Origin of the sequence: Halogeometricum pallidum JCM 14848, assembly GCF_000337095.1 — an archaeon.
Lineage (GTDB): Archaea > Halobacteriota > Halobacteria > Halobacteriales > Haloferacaceae > Halogeometricum > Halogeometricum pallidum.
Genome location: NZ_AOIV01000041.1, coordinates 39,229 through 56,980 on the forward strand (window position 1 = coordinate 39,229; position 17,752 = coordinate 56,980).

Annotated in this window: 16 protein-coding genes; 6 read left to right on the forward strand and 10 right to left on the reverse strand. The window is 58.4% G+C overall.

The genetic code is table 11. The annotated features are described in order from the left end of the window. Window positions 1–10 precede the first annotated feature (10 nt). The 7 genes from C474_RS16525 to C474_RS16550 form a co-directional block, all read right to left on the reverse strand. Window positions 11–1,276, reverse strand: a complete 1,266-nt coding sequence (locus C474_RS16525; RefSeq protein WP_049917132.1) for a Cdc6/Cdc18 family protein — start codon at window positions 1,274–1,276, stop codon at window positions 11–13. Between the two features lie 147 nt (window positions 1,277–1,423). Then, complete coding sequence (locus tag C474_RS16530) at window positions 1,424–2,674, reverse strand: RNA-guided endonuclease InsQ/TnpB family protein (protein ID WP_008388892.1); 1,251 nt, start codon at window positions 2,672–2,674, stop codon at window positions 1,424–1,426. Window positions 2,675–2,836: 162 nt separating this feature from the next. Further along, on the reverse strand, window positions 2,837–4,930 hold the full coding sequence (locus C474_RS16535; protein WP_008388894.1) for a VirB4 family type IV secretion system protein: 2,094 nt from the start codon (window positions 4,928–4,930) through the stop codon (window positions 2,837–2,839). Next, entirely contained in the window at window positions 4,923–5,975 is a 1,053-nt protein-coding gene (locus C474_RS16540) for a hypothetical protein (protein ID WP_008388897.1), read from the reverse strand. The genes C474_RS16535 and C474_RS16540 overlap by 8 nt, the downstream gene beginning before the upstream one ends. A gap of 35 nt (window positions 5,976–6,010) precedes the next feature. Further along, a complete protein-coding gene (locus C474_RS16545; protein WP_008388899.1) occupies window positions 6,011–7,138 on the reverse strand; it encodes a hypothetical protein in 1,128 nt (375 codons plus the stop codon). Window positions 7,139–7,147: 9 nt separating this feature from the next. Further along, complete coding sequence (locus C474_RS22220; protein WP_152421699.1) at window positions 7,148–8,665, reverse strand: hypothetical protein; 1,518 nt, start codon at window positions 8,663–8,665, stop codon at window positions 7,148–7,150. 152 nt (window positions 8,666–8,817) lie between these two features. Beyond that, window positions 8,818–9,258 (reverse strand): hypothetical protein, encoded by a 441-nt coding sequence (locus tag C474_RS16550; protein ID WP_008388900.1) that lies wholly within the window; start codon window positions 9,256–9,258, stop codon window positions 8,818–8,820. Window positions 9,259–9,583: 325 nt separating this feature from the next. Between C474_RS16550 and C474_RS16555 the strand changes: the two genes are divergently transcribed. The 5 genes from C474_RS16555 to C474_RS16565 all read left to right on the forward strand — a co-directional run bounded on the left by C474_RS16555 (window position 9,584) and on the right by C474_RS16565 (window position 13,029). Further along, window positions 9,584–10,399 (forward strand): methyltransferase, encoded by an 816-nt coding sequence (locus tag C474_RS16555; RefSeq protein WP_239640447.1) that lies wholly within the window; start codon window positions 9,584–9,586, stop codon window positions 10,397–10,399. Then, the gene (locus C474_RS23195; RefSeq protein ID WP_239640448.1) at window positions 10,345–10,557 is read left to right on the forward strand and encodes a hypothetical protein; all 213 of its coding nucleotides are present in this window, start codon (window positions 10,345–10,347) and stop codon (window positions 10,555–10,557) included. Before C474_RS16555 ends, C474_RS23195 begins: the two co-directional genes overlap by 55 nt. 51 nt (window positions 10,558–10,608) lie before the next feature. After that, a complete protein-coding gene (locus C474_RS23375; protein ID WP_275039821.1) occupies window positions 10,609–10,740 on the forward strand; it encodes a hypothetical protein in 132 nt (43 codons plus the stop codon). A 286-nt stretch (window positions 10,741–11,026) separates the two neighbouring features. Continuing rightward, entirely contained in the window at window positions 11,027–11,854 is an 828-nt protein-coding gene (locus tag C474_RS22945; protein WP_008388902.1) for a glutamate/valine-rich protein, read from the forward strand. After that, entirely contained in the window at window positions 11,851–13,029 is a 1,179-nt protein-coding gene (locus C474_RS16565) for an inorganic phosphate transporter (RefSeq protein WP_008388904.1), read from the forward strand. Before C474_RS22945 ends, C474_RS16565 begins: the two co-directional genes overlap by 4 nt. A 56-nt stretch (window positions 13,030–13,085) precedes the next feature. Here the strand turns inward: C474_RS16565 and C474_RS16570 are convergent, their stop codons facing one another. Both C474_RS16570 and C474_RS16575 read right to left on the reverse strand, forming a co-directional pair. Beyond that, entirely contained in the window at window positions 13,086–14,702 is a 1,617-nt protein-coding gene (locus tag C474_RS16570) for a sensor histidine kinase (RefSeq protein WP_008388906.1), read from the reverse strand. Between the two features lie 61 nt (window positions 14,703–14,763). After that, a complete protein-coding gene (locus C474_RS16575) occupies window positions 14,764–15,528 on the reverse strand; it encodes an acetoacetate decarboxylase family protein (RefSeq protein WP_049917134.1) in 765 nt (254 codons plus the stop codon). A 530-nt stretch (window positions 15,529–16,058) separates the two neighbouring features. Between C474_RS16575 and C474_RS16580 the strand changes: the two genes are divergently transcribed. Beyond that, a complete protein-coding gene (locus C474_RS16580; protein ID WP_008388910.1) occupies window positions 16,059–16,460 on the forward strand; it encodes a hypothetical protein in 402 nt (133 codons plus the stop codon). Window positions 16,461–16,697: 237 nt separating this feature from the next. On the opposite strand, the gene C474_RS16585 is transcribed toward C474_RS16580, so the two are convergent. Continuing rightward, complete coding sequence (locus C474_RS16585) at window positions 16,698–17,471, reverse strand: IclR family transcriptional regulator (RefSeq protein WP_008388912.1); 774 nt, start codon at window positions 17,469–17,471, stop codon at window positions 16,698–16,700. Window positions 17,472–17,752 lie beyond the last annotated feature (281 nt).

Genomic DNA, 17,752 nt, shown 5'->3' on the forward strand with positions numbered 1-17,752 from the left:
TGAAAACAACCTACGAACTGGAGTCAAGAGTCGCTTGCGAGGACTCGTTCGTGATCGTGCTGAAATCCTGGAGGTCACCGAGTGATGGCAATGTGTCGAGACTCGAATCTCTGTGCACTGCTTTGATGATGTGCTTCGGATTCGTGACGAGTCGGTGGAGAAGGTAACTTCCCTGGGAGCGTCCACCACCGGTCTTGGTTGATTCGATAATCCCGAGAAATGCCTGTTCTTTGAGCTGTTTGTAGAGGCCGTTCTCTGTTACAGCATCGTAACCGACGAGCTCACACATCTGCTCGTATCGCTCGTAGACATCACGCGTCGAAAAGCTCTCCTTTGAACCGGTGATAATGAGGCTCGCGAGCGAATACAGCGCAAGTTTCGCATGAATCGTGCCACCGCTCGTTAGCTCTTCTACGCGGTTGATCTCCGCGACGTTCTGTGCTTGCTTGATATGCTGATCAGTAATCGCCTCGTCATCATTACGACGAGCAAGCTCACCGGCCTCTTTGAGAATATCAATTGCCTTCCGTGCATCACCGTGTTTCTTCGCTGCGAGTGCTGCGCACAGTTCGATCGTCCCCGATCCGAGCACACCTGGTTGAAAGGCATCTGTCCTGTTCCGCATGATCTCTTTGAGTTGTTCCGCATCATAGGGGTGGAAGAACAGCTCACGATGACCGAAACTGGAATCAATTCGCTCGTCCAGTTGCTCTTTGTACTGAATCTTGTTACTGATCCCAATGATCCCGATGTAGCAGTCGGTCTTTCCAGCCTCTCTCGCTCGGGAGAGCTGCATGAGAATATTCGAACTCGCGAGTTTGTCGATCTCGTCTAGGATAAGGAGGATTGAGTCGAGATGGGTGTCGAGGATTCGCCAGATGTGCTGGTAGTACTCCATCGTTCCGACGCCCCGAAGTGGGATGCGTTGGTCGTACGATGTCTCTTGTTTGAGTGCCGTTGCAATCTGTCTCGTCGCTCTGGTTTCGGTATTCGCTTCGGAGCAATCGACATAGACGATGTTACACTCTACACCATTTGAGCCAGCAGCATCTTTTGCGCGTCCAGCAACGTGTCTTGAAACGAGACTTTTTCCCGTTCCTGTTTTCCCGTAGATCATCACGTTGTTCGGTGGATCATCACGGACGATTGCACCGATCTCCTCAGCGACTGATTCGATTTCGGTGTCACGACCGACAATCCGATTTTCCTCCGGGACGTGACCGACGTGGAGTAGTTCTTTCCGGGCGAAGATAGGATCTTGATCCGCAAGTGACATCCTCCCCGTCGTTTACGACGGGGCTTCCCGTACCGCAGTTGGGATATTTGCTGGTCTACGACACNGATAGGATCTTGATCCGCAAGTGACATCCTCCCCGTCGTTTACGACGGGGCTTCCCGTACCGCAGTTGGGATATTTGCTGGTCTACGACACAACTTGTTCTCGCGGGGCGAAAACCCCACTCTTTGAATCGAACAGGTGTACCGAGGGCTGTGCCATACAGCCGTTACTCCTATCCTCGCCATGAGGACTCGGAGTTATCTTCTGGCGCATATTCTCCGCTCCGTTGCAATCCGCGTTCCCGACCAACCCACATGACGAGCAGACATACAACCCACGGTGCTTCCGGTTCCCTTTCGTGTTGTCACCACACCGTGAGCAGATCTTACTGGTATCCCACTCGTTCTCTTTTAGCACCTCAACACCGCGAATCTCGCCTTTATATGCGAGGTACTGGTAGATACGGTCGAACGCCCACGTATGCAACTTCTTGTTGCCGGTCTTGCCCCAATCTGATTCTCGCACGTCTTCGGGCCAACTCACTGCGAGCGTCCCAACACCGCGTTCGACACACTCCGTGATGATGGTGTCCGTCAGCGTGTGGTAGAAGTGCGTTTCGCGCTCTGCAAGTTTCCTGCGTGCCCACATCGACTTCTCCGATGGGCCGTTATCGCCTTCCGTGTCGTACTCAGCACGCTTGAAATAGTGCTTGTCTTGCTTGAGGGAGTTCCCGGGATAGAGAACGTAATTGTCGGAGAAGGCGACTGTGGCGATGTTCTTGATACCAAGGTCGATGCCTGCCACGCCATCGTCTGCTGAGTCGTTCGTTTCGAGGCTGACTTTGCATACGAAGTGGAGTTCCCACTCGTCGCCGTTCCAGACGACGCGAACGTTCTGCACGGACTCAACCTCTGAAAGGTTAATGCCGGGGCGTGTCTGGTACTCGCAGAGGAGGAAGTCTGACCAATACTCCTTGAGATTCGACCCTTTGCTGAGTCGAACACGGTTGTTCTCTGGGTCGTGTTTGAAGCCGTCTGCTTTGAACGTGACCGTGCTCTTGGGCCGGGTGTCGCCGTGTATACGGTAGCCGGGCGGATTCGCCGTCTCGTCCTTGTGTCGCAGATCGAACCACGACTGGAAAGCGTCGGAAAGTTCTTCGATGACTTTCTGACTGGATTGTGCGTTCAAGTCTTTCCAGCACGACTGGTTCTTCATGTACGATTTCAGTGACCCTTCGTCTGGGATTTCGCCGGTTGCGTTCCAGATGCGGTCGGCTGTCCATCGTGCGACGTTCCAGATTTTGGAGGCGGAGTCTCCGAGCAAATCAAGGCCATCACCGACCTGCCGGTGGTTCTGGATGGAACCAACGTAAGTGCGCGTGGCCTCAATCGCCATACATAGGATATGTAAATAAGCCTACTTAATGGTGCGGATTGGCGTTGAATATCTAGTCTGCCATCGTTGGTGGACTGTGGAGGAGTTGTCGGATTCACTCCCACCCTGAAGGGCGGGATTCTCTCCTTGAAGGAAGATAGCTATAGTAGCGTTCGCAGCTGATTACTCATCCGACCGCACGGTGTCATGCGGTCGAGTAAGTGAAGACTTGCGAACACTACTATAGTCGGAAGACAACAGCTGATCCGCTCGAAGCTCAGCTTGTTCACTGATTGCTTCTTCGCTCCCGGCTGCCGGCTCGTAGTCAATCACCTGTGTCTCCTGTTCCATCGCTCGTACTTCGATTCCGCGCCACTCTCCATCAACTCCAATGAGCGCCTCTGAATAGCCCAACCGATCGTTCCCAGGAATCGCATTTTGCACGAAGCGCATCTGAGCGTGATTCAACCCGAACTCGTTTGCCCAGGTCTCATCCATTCCGGACAACCGATGGAACTGCTTGATGGCACACTGGTCGAGAATCGCTTCGGACTCGGGATGCTGGAAGAACTCATCGACAGTCTGGGTGACGAGTCGAATAGAGAGGTCATGGTGGCGGTGGTGTCGAAACACCGTCTCTAAGAATCCCAAGCTCGCGACATCCTGCATGATGTAGCGCGCTTCATCGATGACGAACACGACCTCTTTGTCCGTCTCTTTCGCGCGCTCGTAGACGAGTGAGATGAGCAACTGCATGAGGAGACTCGTGCTCCCACCGACAGTGCCCTCTTGTTGGCCCAAATCGAGATAGATAACCTTCTCGTCACGAATGTCGAACTCTGTCGGGTTACCGAGATTCTCGTATCGACCTCCCTCAGCGAACGACCGTAGCTGGTCGATAAGCCAGGGTGCATCGGCTTCGATTTTCGCTGTCTCCTCGTTCGTTCGGATGACGAACGACTCAGGGGTCGTCGTCATCTGGGTGAGTACGTCGAGCACCGTCCGCATCGTGGGGCTCTCCTTCCCGTGTGTGCTCATTTCCTCGGTGATTCCCTTCCGAGCGTACGCCTCGGTGACCGCAAGTTCGAGTGTCGTTCGTCGGTCACCGAGCGTCACACCACGGAGGGCGAAGTAGTTCATCAGGAAACTGAGCACGTCGTCGATCTTTCCTTTGAACGGGCTCGCGTCGTCACTCATCGATCGGCGGATGTGTTTCGGTGTCGGCTTGATGTCGAGTGGGTTCAGCCCCATGTTTCCGCCGACCGTAATTCGCTGGGCACCGAGCGCTTCTGCGACGCCCGCCCAGTTGTTCAGCGGCTCTAAGATCACGCCGATTCGGTCCTCAGAGCGCATGATCGACCGGAGGAAGTTCTGCTTCGAGCCGAACGACTTGCCCGACCCCGGCTCCCCAACGGTGAACATCGCGTAACCGTTGTCTCTGGCGAACGCGTCGATAACGACTGGACTGTCGTTGTGGCGGTGGACGCCGACTTCCACGCCATCCGGTTCGAGTATCGTCGGGTTGTGAACGGACGCTAAGAGTGCGCCGACCGCGCCACCGAGAACTGTGGCTTCTCGGCCGAGCGTCGCAGGACCCAGTGGTGACGCCGTCTGAAGTGCCAAGTCCTGCCGGCCCACGGCCGTCTTCGGGGTGAGGTTCGCGGGATGATCTCTGAGTTTCCGTCGAATCTTCCGAACAGCTCTATCAAGTTCCTCCCGTGTCTCCGCTCGGACGGTCACGACCATCGATTGGGAGAAGACCTGCTGGCCGTTCTCGACGGCACTGTACGTCTCTGCCGCTTGCTGTGCGCGTGTCCGGAGATACGAACTTCGCACACCCTCTTCTAAATCGGAGTCGATACTGAGATCGTCTGCAGTCGAACGGAGGTTCTTTCGTGCTCGTTCTTGGTCTAAGGGGCGGAGTCGAACAGTACAGTCGAACTCGACGTCCGTGAGGTTGAACAGATCGTTCAGATAGCCATCGGCAGGATAGTCGGGATAGCCCGCGATAGTAAGCGACGACGTCCACTGTTCGCCGACCTTCGCGGCACGTGTCTCCCATTCGATAGCCGACGGCGCCAGCGTCTCCTGCTGTAGTTCAGCAACCGAACGAAGCGCCACGCGTTCGTCCATTGCAGTTGCGAGAAACGATTCGTCGAATCCGTGTTCGAGATCGTACGGCTCGGTCCGTCGGTCGTATTTTATCCACAGTACCGTGCTGAGGATACCGAGGAACCCGGTGACGCAGGCGACAGCGATCCAGTGGAGGTTATTCATCGCGAACCTCGCTCTGAAGCGTCATCCCGGATCGAACGACCGCTGTGTCGTCACCGAAGTCGTGTTCTGTCCCGTTCCAGAAGTCCAACAGCCGAACATAGCACTCCGTCGTACTGAGTCGACGCGATCCCCAGCCGTTCGTCTTTGCGATGAGTTCCGTTTCGACGATACGACAGCGGCGGTCGAGCGTCTCGAACAGCTTTGTTCGTACTTCTGCTTCTGTGAGGCGATCGCGCCGCGTGACGAACGGACGGAGAACTAGCCCTAACACCGGTACTCGCGCGAGACGACCTGCTGGTGTCGGTTCTTCGTCGTATCGGGTGTACACGTCTCGAGGCGCCACTTCCAAACAGAGGAAGTGATGGAGTTGTTGAGTCCCCTCCATCTCTCGGGGACGCTTCTCTCGATATTCTTCGAGTAACGTCGCGAGTGTTTCGTTCTGTGTTACATCGTCTGCGTCCAAGCGCGACTCGACTTTCTCGATGAGGCGTTCGACAGGGAATGGTCGTGTCGTCGTATGGACTGTGAGCGGGAAGTTCAGCTCGTTGTTCGCAAAGTGTTCGCCGACTTCCTGCATCCCCGCCCAGTCGCCCGACATGGCGAAATCCATGTTCCCGGGGTGCACTTCGAGAAGTGCAACCACTGTCCCGTCAGTCCGCTCGACTGCCCTCGCCGCTGGCCATGCACGCTTGAACTTTGTGAGCGCTTCAGTCGTCTCGTCGACGGCGAACGGCCGATATGGAAGCCGGTCGTCTGTCGTCACATCGTCGGCTGATGCCGCACGACTCAACGTCATCGCAGGGCGAGTCGCGTAGTACCGGCTCACGTCTTCGAGCCACGTTGCAGCGGAGAGATGCGGTGGGGCAGCGTATACTGCGGCGATACCGAACAGCGCACCGAGAGCGACAAGTGGGAGAACGAGTGCATCGATCTCAACAAACCCACCGATGAGTACGCCCGCAATTGGGCCACCGCCGAGCACGTACAGGTCACCCTCTTCGAGGTTGATGATCGGGAGTCGGTTCGCGTCTGCGTAGACGTCCATAATCCGCCGAGCGGCGGGTGTATCACGAGGCATAGTTATTGGTATCCGGGATCGTTCTCAGTTCGACGGTACGACGGGATGCCGTGCTGACCGTAGGCATCACTCACGACGTTGTCCTGTGCTGTTCCGCTCGACCGATGAGGAGCTGTTCTTTTCGTCGGTTCACCGGCGCGTTGTGCAACCGTTTGGGCTGCTGTCGCGGTCGCACCCCGACGAACAACGTCAGCTGCTGCTCTTGGTCCGGCAGTGTATCCGAAACCAGCGATGAGAGCGCCGGTTGCAACAGCTGATCCTACCTGTCCCGCGGTCCGCGTTGCGAGCGGCGCTGCATCGCGGAAGAGCTTCCAAATGATGTATACCGACGTTACAGGGAGCGACACGGCGATGAGATACGAAACGAGCGCCGTATCCGGAAGAAACGACACGCCGTACTCAGCTGTGAACAGGAGGCCATACACGTGGAACAGAAGCGCGACCGGAAGTGGCATGAGCGCAAGTGGAACGAAGCGTCTCGCGATCCCGGCCGCGATACGGGAAATGACAGGCAGAGTTCCGTACTTCAGTGCAAGGATCACCGGCATTCCGTACAGATAGACGTACAGGAGGATCTGCCGCAGGAGGAGCGCAACCTTCACCGCAGTAATCGTGAGCCCACCTGCACCGGCGAAGATAAAGCCAAAGACTGGATTCACGAACGAGACGCTCAGAAAGTCGAGCATCGTCGCCTCGAGCGCCTCGAACGGCGGTAACAGTGCGATCGTGAAGCCGTCGATAAGGTAGAGCGCGAGCGTCGCGATCCAATACCAGGTGACGATGACCATCACACCGGTCCACATTGTCGCTTTCGACCGGCGCGCACGCATCGAATCACCGACGCTGAAAATCCGGAGGAAATGGTGCGCTTGGACAGTGCAGACGAGCACGAGTAGTGCAAGCAGCGTTATCTCGCCGCCGACAACTGCCGAATGAATCGTCGTCCACGGACCGTTCGTCGGCGTCCCGAGGACGAAGTTGCCGTCTGTCTGCGGAAGCGTCGTACCAAACAGTTCGGCGTTGATCGATTCGTAGCCGTCTGTAAGCATCTGACGCAGCCAGTTGGTTACGACGCCGATGATATCGCTGAACCACCGCGTCCCGAGTTCACCGAGCGTTGATTCAGCCACGATGTCCTCCTACCATCGACCCTCCTCGCCGTAGAACAACTGACCGAGGCGCCTGCCAGCGATGAATACGACCACGAACGGGATACTCGCTCTCAGAGCATCGACACCGAGTGTAACCCACCCGCCGAGACTCGTGAGTGGGTGGAATGCGACACGTTCGGTACTGGGAAGATACGTAGTTCCAGTACCATCCCACGCTTTCGGTCTGTAAGAGACGGTGGAGATGCCGCGTGCAGGTACCAGTATCCTTGTCGTTCCGTCGGAATCGATCGCGTAGGTTCTGCCTCCACTCTGGAGTACACCACCTGCGTCAGTTCGACGTGTGGGTCGGATCCGGTCGCCTGTCGTGTTGTCTCGGAGTGCGACCGAGAGAACGACTGCCGTCTCGTTCTTCGAGAGCACGGTCGTTTCGAGCGTAGTGGGTCGTAGTTCGCTCGTCCGTTGCTTATCGGAGACGTCGACCGTGGTCGTCGTTCCGGCTACCAACCCTCTAATCGAGAGTACGTCTTCGAGGGGGTGACTGTGGTCTGTGACGAGCGTTTCCGGTCGGCGATACGATGCATCGATAACGTCGACTGCAATCCGACTCGGGAGGGCTGGTGCGTCCTCTGTCGCCCACGTTGAGCGATCCGCTTGCACGCGTACCGCCCGCGAAAGGGGTGCAGGACTCGGTTGAGTACGTGCTGGATACGCATGAACGACGACAGGGCGTGTCTGTAGTGCGGCCGTCTCTCGACCTGCTTCGGATGTTCGGGTTATCGTCTGCCAGGAACCGGACCCAACAGTGTAGAAGCGCCAAACGTTCCGAACTGATTCGTCGGTATCGGCGGCAGATCTGTATGCTGCGTACGGTTGTGACGCAGTTACTGCAAGGAGTCCTGTCTCGGCAGGAGTCTTCGCTATGGCAACATTGTAGGACGGTCGATAGATCTGAACGTCTACCGAGTCGTGAACGGTAACCTGGTACTCCGTGCGAGAGGTCTCGGTGACCGTTTGATTCGCTGTCTTTCGTGTACTAGTCTTCTCAACTGTCGCCAACATTCTGGCTTCAACCCAAAGCGTTCGTCTTCCCTTTCCAGCGAGTGAGTACCGAAACGTTGGCGTGCTTGACTGTGATCGCTCTCGTATCTCACTATCGACTCCGAACCGAACAGCATCGACCTCGGTGGATTCGAGAGCCCACGTCGTCGTCTCGTTCTCTGTTTCGACTCTATCAGGTAGTTCAATTCGATAGTCGATAAGTGCTCGAAGTGTTCCTGCTGGGGCGACGTAGCGAGTTGTTTCATCAGCGGTCGAGTGAGTGATTGTTTCTGGGCCACTCGAGAAGATCGTCGCGTGCGCATCTCGAATCGGCCCGCTCGACGCTACTTCTGCACCGTTCGGATACGCTGATTCGTACGGACCGAGTGACCGGATCTGCTCGAACGATTCACTGGTCACCTGTTCTACTGTCTCCGGTGGCGTCGAATAGGTGATATCGGTACACTCTGCTAACTCTCCGAGCGCATCTGTCTCTGAGAGACTCATCCTACAGTCGTCGGAATCATCCGACCAGAGTACGGTCGGATCATTCGGTGGTGCATCCGCTGAGACCCCCGTGGTAAGGAGCGTGAGTGCGCTCACAACGCTCACTATGCGAAGAAATGGCCGCATTGGTGTGATGTGCTATGACCTCGTATTCACCACGGGGCGAGGTCGACGCACGAGGCGAGCGGGAGTCCCATCGTCGAGCCTGCGACTGTGTAGAGTGGCCCGAGAACGAGAAGCATTCCAGTCGATTTGAACGCCGTTCGCTTGTGGCGCTTGATCTTCTCGCGAGCATCAAGGCCGAACGAGAACATCTCCATGAGCGAGTTTCCCTGCCAGACGATAACTAGCCCAATAACGCCGAGGCCAGTCGTAAGCTGGAAGAATCCGGATATCATGGTCGAAAGCCCGTCGGCTTGACAGACGATGCTTTGGTCAGTGGTTTGGGCGAGTGCGGGATCGACGGCGGCCAACAACAGTACGAAGACCGGTACCGCTGCTCGGTGCACGAACCGGTAGTGTAGTTCGGTGAAAATCGTGTTCTCAGTTGTTGATGCGGCGAACAGCTTCGAGAGTTCGTCTTGGATTGTCATACGTGTAGGCTCACAAGTATCTCACCTTTGACTAAGGATTTAAAATTTGATAATCAAGGATTCAATGGCGGTCACTTGTCATATTCTCTTGTGGTATAAAAAGGTCTTAAACAGCATATAAACTATGGTCAGTGGACTACCCTACCTTCATAGTGGGACTACAGTACAGGGCCTCTGTGGATATCAAATATGATTTTGGAAGTCAAGGGTGGAGGAGGGGGAAACGTTTTCTTGAATCTATTGATCAGTCTGGGAAGTCCGCTGTCGCTCATGGGACGGGCTCAAAAGAGACCCCGTGTGCGAAGTGAATTGACGAAGAGTCGAAGTGGGTCCTGCACTGTCGCTCGCCCTCGAGTTGGACCTTTTCGAGTCGCTCGCGGACGCGGAGGCCCCGCTCACGGCCGCGGCCCTCGCCGACCGCCTCGACGCCCATCCTGACGGTATCGCTACGCTTTGCAACTTTCTGGTGGTTGGGGGTTATCTGGCGAGCAAAGCGGACGGCTACCGCCTCACCGGGATGACGGAGACATGGCTGCTGGCCGCGTCCGAGACCAATATGGGACCGTGGTTCGCGTTCTGGAACGAACTCGTTTTCCCGTTCTGGGAGGGTGAACTCGAAACCGCGGTCAGGGAGGGCGAACCGAGCCAGTCGATCTACGAGTGGTTCGACGAGCAGCCCGGCCGCTGGACGGTCGCGCAGGCCGGCTTTCGGGCGGCCGCCTCTCTGCTGGTGGACGACGTGGTCGACGCGGTGACCGTTCCGGGCGGGAGCACGCGGCTCATCGACGTCGGCGGGGGACACGGACTCTACGCCACCGAGTTGTGCCGCCGGCACCCAAATCTCTCGGCGACCGTTTTCGACCTCCCGGGGGCCGTCGAGGCCGTCGACGACGAGGTTCCGGACGCGGTGGCGGACCGAATCAGCACACGAGCGGGAGACTACCGGGCGGACGACCTCGGGGACGGCTACGACGTGGCGCTCCTATTCAACGTCGTCCACGCGCACGACTCGGGAGAAAACACTGCGCTGTTCGAGCGTGTGGCCGATTCGCTCGCGCCGGGCGGGCGGATTATCGTGCTGGATCAGTGGGAGGGGAGCGGACGAACGCCGGTGAGTCCGGTCTCCGGTTCGTCGCGCTGACGTATCTGACGACCCTCGGAGCAACCGTCTACGCCCACAAGGAGGTCGCTTCGTGGCTCCGGGACGCCGGCTTCGCAGACGTCACCCAACAGAGCGTCGGCCCACTGTCGGGGCTGGCGCTCGTCGAAGCGACGAAGCGGTCAGTCATTCACGACTGAAGTCGTGGACTTGTCAGCGGACTCCCCTTCTGGCGTCGATTCGACGGAGGCGTGGAAATCACCATTCAGGTTCACGTCCCTGATGTCAACGCACACGGCCAGGGGACGGCGGTCGGCGATGAAACGGTGCCGAAGCAGATGCGCCGTCTACGCGGCGAGTTCCTCGAACGGCCGACGAAATAGAACCGCCGTATCTCTATTTCACACGGCCCTCCGGACAATTGCTCGGTAGTTCGTCGGGACTGTGGACGGCCACGACTCGTCTTCAACAGCGCCACACTACCCTCTATTAGAGGGAGTTTTCTTCGGTCGACGCTCCAATCGACCACGCTCGAACACCGGTATCCGGCCAATCTGTTATTGCCAACTTACTTGAGCGAGGAGGGTGTAGAATCTATATGAGTTCTCTCACATCTATTGAGTCGAAGCCGATTCTACCCATACAAATAGCTCTCGGAGTGGGTGGGTTGTGAACCCGAGTCGCGTCGACTCTCTCGTTGATCTGGCCTACGGCCTGTTGATCGCGGTCTCGGTCGGACTGATTGTCGTCGCCGGAAACGCTGTCGGGTTGGCGTTCGGATTTGGAGTGTTAGTCTCCTACGTCCTCCACGTCGTCTGGAAGATGGCCCGGTTCGACCCGAATTGGATGACGACGGCGGTCAAAGAAACCGTCGAGGAGACGGTCAACGAAACCGTCGAGGAGACAGTCGAGGAAACCGTTGAGGAGACAGTCGAGGAAACCGTCGAAGAGACGGTCGGAAAAACCGTTGACGAGACAGTCAACGAGACGGTGGAGAAGACCGTCGAGGAGACGGTGGACGAGAAGGTCGGAGAGACGGTGGAAAAGACAGTCGGTGAAACCGTCGAGAAGACGGTGGGAGAGACAGTAGAGAAGACCGTCGAGGAGAAGGTGGGCGAGACGGTCGAAAAGACGGTGGACGAGAAGGTTGGTGAGACGGTCGAAAAGACAGTCGGTGAAACTGTCGAGAAAACAGTTGGCGAGACGGTAGAGAAGACCGTCGAGGAGAAGGTGGGCGAGACGATGGAGAGAACCCTCGAAGAACAGCGTGCGGCCGAGAGGGCGAACGGGGAGGTGGAGGGGGCCGCCGAGGACGACGAAGTGGACGAGCCTTCCGAGGATGACGAGGTGGAGAACGTTGCTGAGGACGACGAAGTGGACGAGCATTCCGAGGATGACGAGGTGAAGAACGTTGCTGAGGACGACGAAGTGGACAAGCCTTCCGAGGATGACGAGGTGGAGAAGGCAACCGAGGACGACGACACAGAGAACCGATGACAAGCCTCCTACTCGTCGTCGGCGTTCTCGTTGCGATGTTCGTCGCCTACAACATCGGGGGGTCGACCACGGGGCCGGCGTTCGGGCCGGCCGTCGGGGCCGGCGCCATCTCCAAACCCGTCGCCGCGGCGCTGATGGGCGTGTTCTTCTTCATCGGTGCCTGGACGCTGGGTCGGAACGTCGTGACGAAACTCGGCACCGAACTGGTCGTCGACCCCGGTGTCTTCACGCTCGAATCCTCCATCGCGGTGCTGTTCTTTATCGGGGTCGCACTGCTGATCGGGAACCTCTTCGGCGTCCCGGCCTCGACCTCGATGACCGCCGTGGGGGCAATCGCCGGCCTGGCGCTGGCCGGCGGCGTGCTTGATTTCGCCGTGATGGGACAGATCGTCGTGTGGTGGGTCGTCTCGCCCATCATCGGCTTTTGGGTATCGCTGATCATCGGTCGGTACTTCTACGCGCGGCTGAACGGACTGATCGCGATGGAGCGCAGTACGGGTCCCCTGTTGGACCTCGACCGGTCCGGTGTCGTCCCCATCCCGCGGATTCACCGGACGACCAACCGTCGGGAGCTAGTCGGGACGGTTACCGTCGTCGCCATCGGCTGTCTGATGGCCTTTTCCTCGGGCACCTCGAACATCGCCAACGCCGTCGCACCGCTGGTCGGCAGCGGCGAACTGGCCATGAACCCGGCTATCATCTTCGGCGGTATCGCGGTCGCCATCGGTTCGTTCACCATCGCTCGACGAACCCTGGAGACGATGGGCAGTGACCTCACGGAACTCCCCCTCACCGCGGCCATCGTCGTCGCGTCGGTCTCCTCGACGCTGGTCGTCTTCCTCTCGGCGCTCGGCATTCCCGCGAGTTTCGTCATCATCGCCACCATGTCCATCGTCGGGTTGGGGTGGGGCCGAGCGACTCGACCGATGACCGGTTCCGAGATAGTCACCGGTAACGGCGGGGCCCCGATCACGGTCGACGCGCTGGCGGCCGAAACGGAGGGTGAGACGCTCCCTCCGATCGGCGCGGAGGACGCCGAGGACATCCCCGATCCGGGGGCGTTGTTCAATCCCGTGATGACCGCTCGGGTCGTCCTGATGCAGAACGTCGTGCCGGCCATCGCGACGCTCGGTGCCTACCTCACGTTCCGGTTCGTTCCGATATTCGGATTCTGAGCCGGAGCCGACTCGAACCGCGTTCCGTCTCCTGACCGATTCAGCGAGCGGGTTGTTCAGTCCACGAACTCTACCCCCCTGATCTCGAATCGCGCGCCCCCGTCCGTTCCCTCTGTCGCGCGGATGTCCCAGCCGTGAGCATCAGCGACTTGTGTGACGATGCTCAGTCCGAAGCCGGTTCCGTCCTCGGCGGTCGAGTAGCCCGCGTCAAATACCCCGTCGCGGTCGTCTTCGGGGATGCCGGGACCATCGTCCTCGACGTAGAATCCGTCAGCCAGTTCACCGACAGTGACAGTCACGTCCGCACCGCCGTGCTCGATAGCGTTCCGAATGAGGTTCTCGAACAGTTGCTGGACGCGGCTCCGGTCGGCCTGAATCGTCCGATCAATCTGTATCACAATCGTTGCCTGAGCCGTCTCGACGGTTTGCCAGCACGTCTCGATAAGCTCCCTGACAGCAACCGCCTCTAGTTCACCGACCTGCTCGCCTTCACGAGCGAGTGTGAGCAGGTCGTCGATCAACACCTCGATCCGAGTATGGGCCCGTACGACGTGGTCGAGGTGCTCACTGTCACACTCCGTCCGTGCCAGATCGACCCGTCCCTGCGCCACGTTGAGCGGGTTCCGGAGGTCGTGCGAAATGACGTTGGCGAACTCTTCGAGCCGTTCGTTCGTCTGCTCTAACTCGCGGCGATAGCGCTCACGTTGGGTGATATCGGTGAGCGTGATCAGTTGACCGGTCGCTACCTCTCCCGACAGGAACGGGCTACTCGACACCTGATAGACTCGCGGCCCGGCTTCGTTCTCGATCTCGATGAACTCGGTCGTCTCAGCAAGCGCATCTACGACGCGGGGAATCACGGAGTGGACTGATTCCCCGAGCGACCCCTGCAGGGTCGGAAGAAGCTCGACCGCTGCGTGGTTGTAATCTCGGATACGCTCGTCTTGGTCGAGAAAGATCGCGGGCGCTTCGGTTCCGCTGGTGAGCTGAACGGTTTCGAACTGTCGAAAGTAGACGAACAAGGTTCCGACGGCGAAAATCGCCACTCCCGGCGGCTCGTACATGAGCGGCAGTAGTGCCGGGATCTGCTCGGCGAGTATCGTGACTCCCGCCGGGAGGCCGGTGAGTCCGAGAAGGACGACGAGCGGACGCGTATCGGTTCCGGTATGGTACAGCCGTTCGAATAGCATGAAGAATCCGACAGCGATGACTGCATACGACAGGCCGAGGAAGATCCAATAGAGGGGGTTGTGTTGGACGGCGAGATGCGGGAACGGGTCACTCGCCCACGTCGTCGTAAAGAAGAGGTGGTGCAGTGGATTTGTGAGCTTCAAAAGAACCGTGAAGAGAAAGATCCCAGCGGCGACTCGTCGATAGGGCATCTGTCGGGGGGGACGACCGGTATAGGCGGCGCACAGATAGAGGAAGGCACCGACCGAAACGAACGCGGAACTGATGCCGAGGAGATAGAACGCCAGTCTCACGGAATCGAGTGGCGCTACGAGGTATCCGACGTAGCCGATTGCCCAGACCCCGACCGTAAACAGCAGTACAACGAATCCGTCACGGGTCCCTCGATGCTGTATCTTTCTCGCCTGCGGAATACTAGCGAGGCAAATCAGCGCGGAGAGAGCAAAAATGACGACGTGGGCGACGAACGAGAGAGTAGACAAGATCCTGTCGTCCCTAAATACGTTCGCCGTATAATTGCTTACGGCATCCGCCGGTAGTCTCTCACTCCCCGAACAGCGGTTCGCCCGGGTGGAACTGAACCTCACCCTTGACGGAGACGCGTGCGAGTGCCCGGTCACCGATGCCGAGTTCGCGAAGCGGTTCCGCGCGGTGAGAGTCGCCGAACGCCACCGAAACCTCGTCAGTGAACGGCCACGCGCCAATCTCACCGTGTACCTCGTTCGGGACGCGCAGCAACGTGTCGTCTTTGACAGTGTACGTGTAGCCGTCGTCCCGCATCTCCATCGACGGCGGATAGGTGGTCTCGAAGGTGATGAACCGGTCGCCGTCGACGGTGACGGTCGTTCGTCGGCGGGTACCGTCGTCCCTGTGGGTGATGTCGGCTACGACTTTCGGGAACCCCCAGATATCGACCCCGAGGGCTTTGGCCGGTTCCGTCGTCACCGGCAGATACCACATGTAGCCGCTCGTCCCGTGGGTCAGCGCCGACAGATACGGAACCGTCGTCGCCGACTCGTGAACGGCGGGCAGAACGACGGCAAACTCGTTGTACGGGTCGATCTCGCCGTTGCCGATGCGATGATACTCGACGCTGAGAAACGTCACCGCCGCTTTTCCGCCCGCCGTCACCCGCATGGGTCGTAGCCCGTCGGGCAACAACGCCGCGAGTTGCCGTCTCGGGACCGTGAACACGGCCCCCAGCATCGTCGCTTCGGTCGACAACGGGAGGGTAACCGTCTCCCCCGTCGAGAGCGTCACCGGTTCCGTCTCATCGGATGCTGGTGGTGAGGCGTGGTCTGTCCCCATAAGATGATACACCGTGGCAGAAGGAAATAAAGCTAGATACCGCACTCGGGGAGCGGTCACGGCGCCGTCGTGAACTGATTCTACGGGTGGGTTGGAACTGTTCAGCTTCCATCAACTCAAATACTGGAATCATATATCTCCAAAATGCTGTTGTATCTCCCGATTGTATCTATCTATTGGGTTGAATAGACCCATCTATGGGCCGATTGACCTCGCTGAAGCGCTTCTAGGGACCGAACTCGCCGAGCAGGTGAGAGACGCGGGCGTATCGGCCACAGAAGTCCCAATCGAAGCAGGCGGGCTATCACATCCGGAGAGCCCCATTTTCTCCAAGGCCCACGCTCGCGTAGCGGTAGAGACGGCCGGCGACTACCGGTGGAACTGTCGCGGAACGACCGTTTCTAACGATCAGTCTTCGGTACCGATACACGCTATCGCACGAACCGGGGGGATTGCTGAGACGACCGTCTTTTTGCGTGTTATTATCAAACACGTCACTTATCTCCTCGGACTGCGTACTAGGATTCACAATGAAGGGGGATGTCCGGTTGGAGGACTTGACAAAAGCCGGACTAAAAAGGTACAAACAGGAATCGATTGTCGAGGAAGTCAACACTGCAGTCGGGTCGATAATCGCGGGCTTCGAAGAACACTCCGGCAAGCATCTCAGAGATAAAGACGTTCACATCGCGAGATTCGAACTTGACGTCTACGAAGAGGGCTCGAGTGAGAAATCACACTTCGTCTACAGTCGTTCTCGCGGGTTCGGTCTGACGTCCCCGTTCGGGAGTGGTTTCCAGTTGCCGTGGCCGTTCCCGCCTCACAAGCACTGCACGTGGACTCACTGTATCGACCTGGAGATTCCAATTCCCGGTTCGGACACCGTGATTGTCGTTCCCATCTGTATCGACGTAGAGTACCCCTGCTGGTAGAACAGGGACGGTTCCGACGGAAGAACTGCGGACTCCGCACACCGACTTATTCAACGAGATGAGCCCGTTGCTGACTGCACCTTCTCCGTTCAACAACCCGTTCGTCTCAACTACGCGGGGTTCCAACTGACGCCTCATTCCGAGACGGGGCGTACACCTGACTCCCGGTGTGTTCGAAACGCCGTACTACAGCACCGTATCTCGCCAAGGCGGATCTATATCGCCCCCGTGTGGCGCTTAGTAGTCCTGTCTCTCCAGTTCGATGATGTTCGCCGCGTCAGACACCGCCCGCGGGAGTTCCTCCGTGAAGTAGTCGTCCTGCGCGCGACTCGCGGGGACGGCGACGCTGATGGCACCTCTGACCGACACGTCGTCGGACTGGGTGTCCCTGATGGGGGCCGCGACGCAGCAGAGGCCGTTCAGTTGCTCCTCGTAGTCGAAGGCGACGCCCTCCGTGCGCGCCGTCTCCAGTTCCGCGTCCAGTTTCTCCCGGTCGGTGATCGTTCGCGGCGTCGTGGCCGGCAGTCCGTGTCGCTCGACGATTTCGTCGACGCGTTCGGACGACACCTGCGAGAGGAACGCCTTGCCGAGCGCGTTGTCGTGCAGTCGCTTTCGGTTCCCCGCGGTGTCGAAGTTGACCGCGTCCTCCCCGCGATTGTCGTAGATGTAGTAGCCGTAGCCGTGCTCTTCGACCATCAAGATGCAGAGTTCGCCCGTCTCGCGGGCGAGTTCGTCCACCTTCGCTTTCCCCGCCTGGTACGTGCTCATCTGAGAGACGACGTCGTGTCCCATCGTCAGCAGGTTCAGACTGACCCTGTAGCCGTCGCGTTCGCGGACCACGAACTCCGCGTCCTCCAGTGTCTTCAGGTGGTAGTGCGTCGTGCTCTTCGCGATGCCCAGACGCTCTGCTACCTCCGTCGCCGTGGTTCGCTCTCGGCCGGCGAGAAAGCCGAGAATCTCCAGCGTCCGTTCGGAGGCTTCGATTCGCTTCGTCCCTGTTTCGCGTGCCATGGTCGTCCCTTCGGACCGAACAGTAATCAATTTTCACCACAGTAGAACCGCCGCTCGCGTCGCACGACGGCTGAGTTCCCGCTATCGTCCATATATTACAGAACTATGGCTGTAATCAAATCTGGCATCGTGTTCGACAGCGTAGAACCCACTTCGGCCTCGACGGCGCGTTCGCAGACGCCGGTTTAACCCTGAGCTCGCGTGTCGAATGTCTCCGGTTCCGGGTGTTCGACAGGATTGAACGGACCACGAAAGGGAGTTTCAGCCGCCGAGGCGTATCT

What these genes read in the sequence shown, in the direction of transcription:
- C474_RS16525 (WP_049917132.1), bottom strand. Translation starts at nt 1,276, where the DNA reads ATGTCACTTGCGGATCAAGATCCTATCTTCGCCCGGAAAGAACTACTC.
- C474_RS16530 (WP_008388892.1), bottom strand. Translation starts at nt 2,674, where the DNA reads ATGGCGATTGAGGCCACGCGCACTTACGTTGGTTCCATCCAGAACCAC.
- C474_RS16535 (WP_008388894.1), bottom strand. Translation starts at nt 4,930, where the DNA reads ATGAATAACCTCCACTGGATCGCTGTCGCCTGCGTCACCGGGTTCCTC.
- C474_RS16540 (WP_008388897.1), bottom strand. Translation starts at nt 5,975, where the DNA reads ATGGACGTCTACGCAGACGCGAACCGACTCCCGATCATCAACCTCGAA.
- C474_RS22220 (WP_152421699.1), bottom strand. Translation starts at nt 8,665, where the DNA reads ATGAGTCTCTCAGAGACAGATGCGCTCGGAGAGTTAGCAGAGTGTACC.
- C474_RS16550 (WP_008388900.1), bottom strand. Translation starts at nt 9,258, where the DNA reads ATGACAATCCAAGACGAACTCTCGAAGCTGTTCGCCGCATCAACAACT.
- C474_RS16565 (WP_008388904.1), top strand. Translation starts at nt 11,851, where the DNA reads ATGACAAGCCTCCTACTCGTCGTCGGCGTTCTCGTTGCGATGTTCGTC.
- C474_RS16575 (WP_049917134.1), bottom strand. Translation starts at nt 15,528, where the DNA reads ATGGGGACAGACCACGCCTCACCACCAGCATCCGATGAGACGGAACCG.
- C474_RS16580 (WP_008388910.1), top strand. Translation starts at nt 16,059, where the DNA reads ATGAAGGGGGATGTCCGGTTGGAGGACTTGACAAAAGCCGGACTAAAA.
- C474_RS16585 (WP_008388912.1), bottom strand. Translation starts at nt 17,471, where the DNA reads ATGGCACGCGAAACAGGGACGAAGCGAATCGAAGCCTCCGAACGGACG.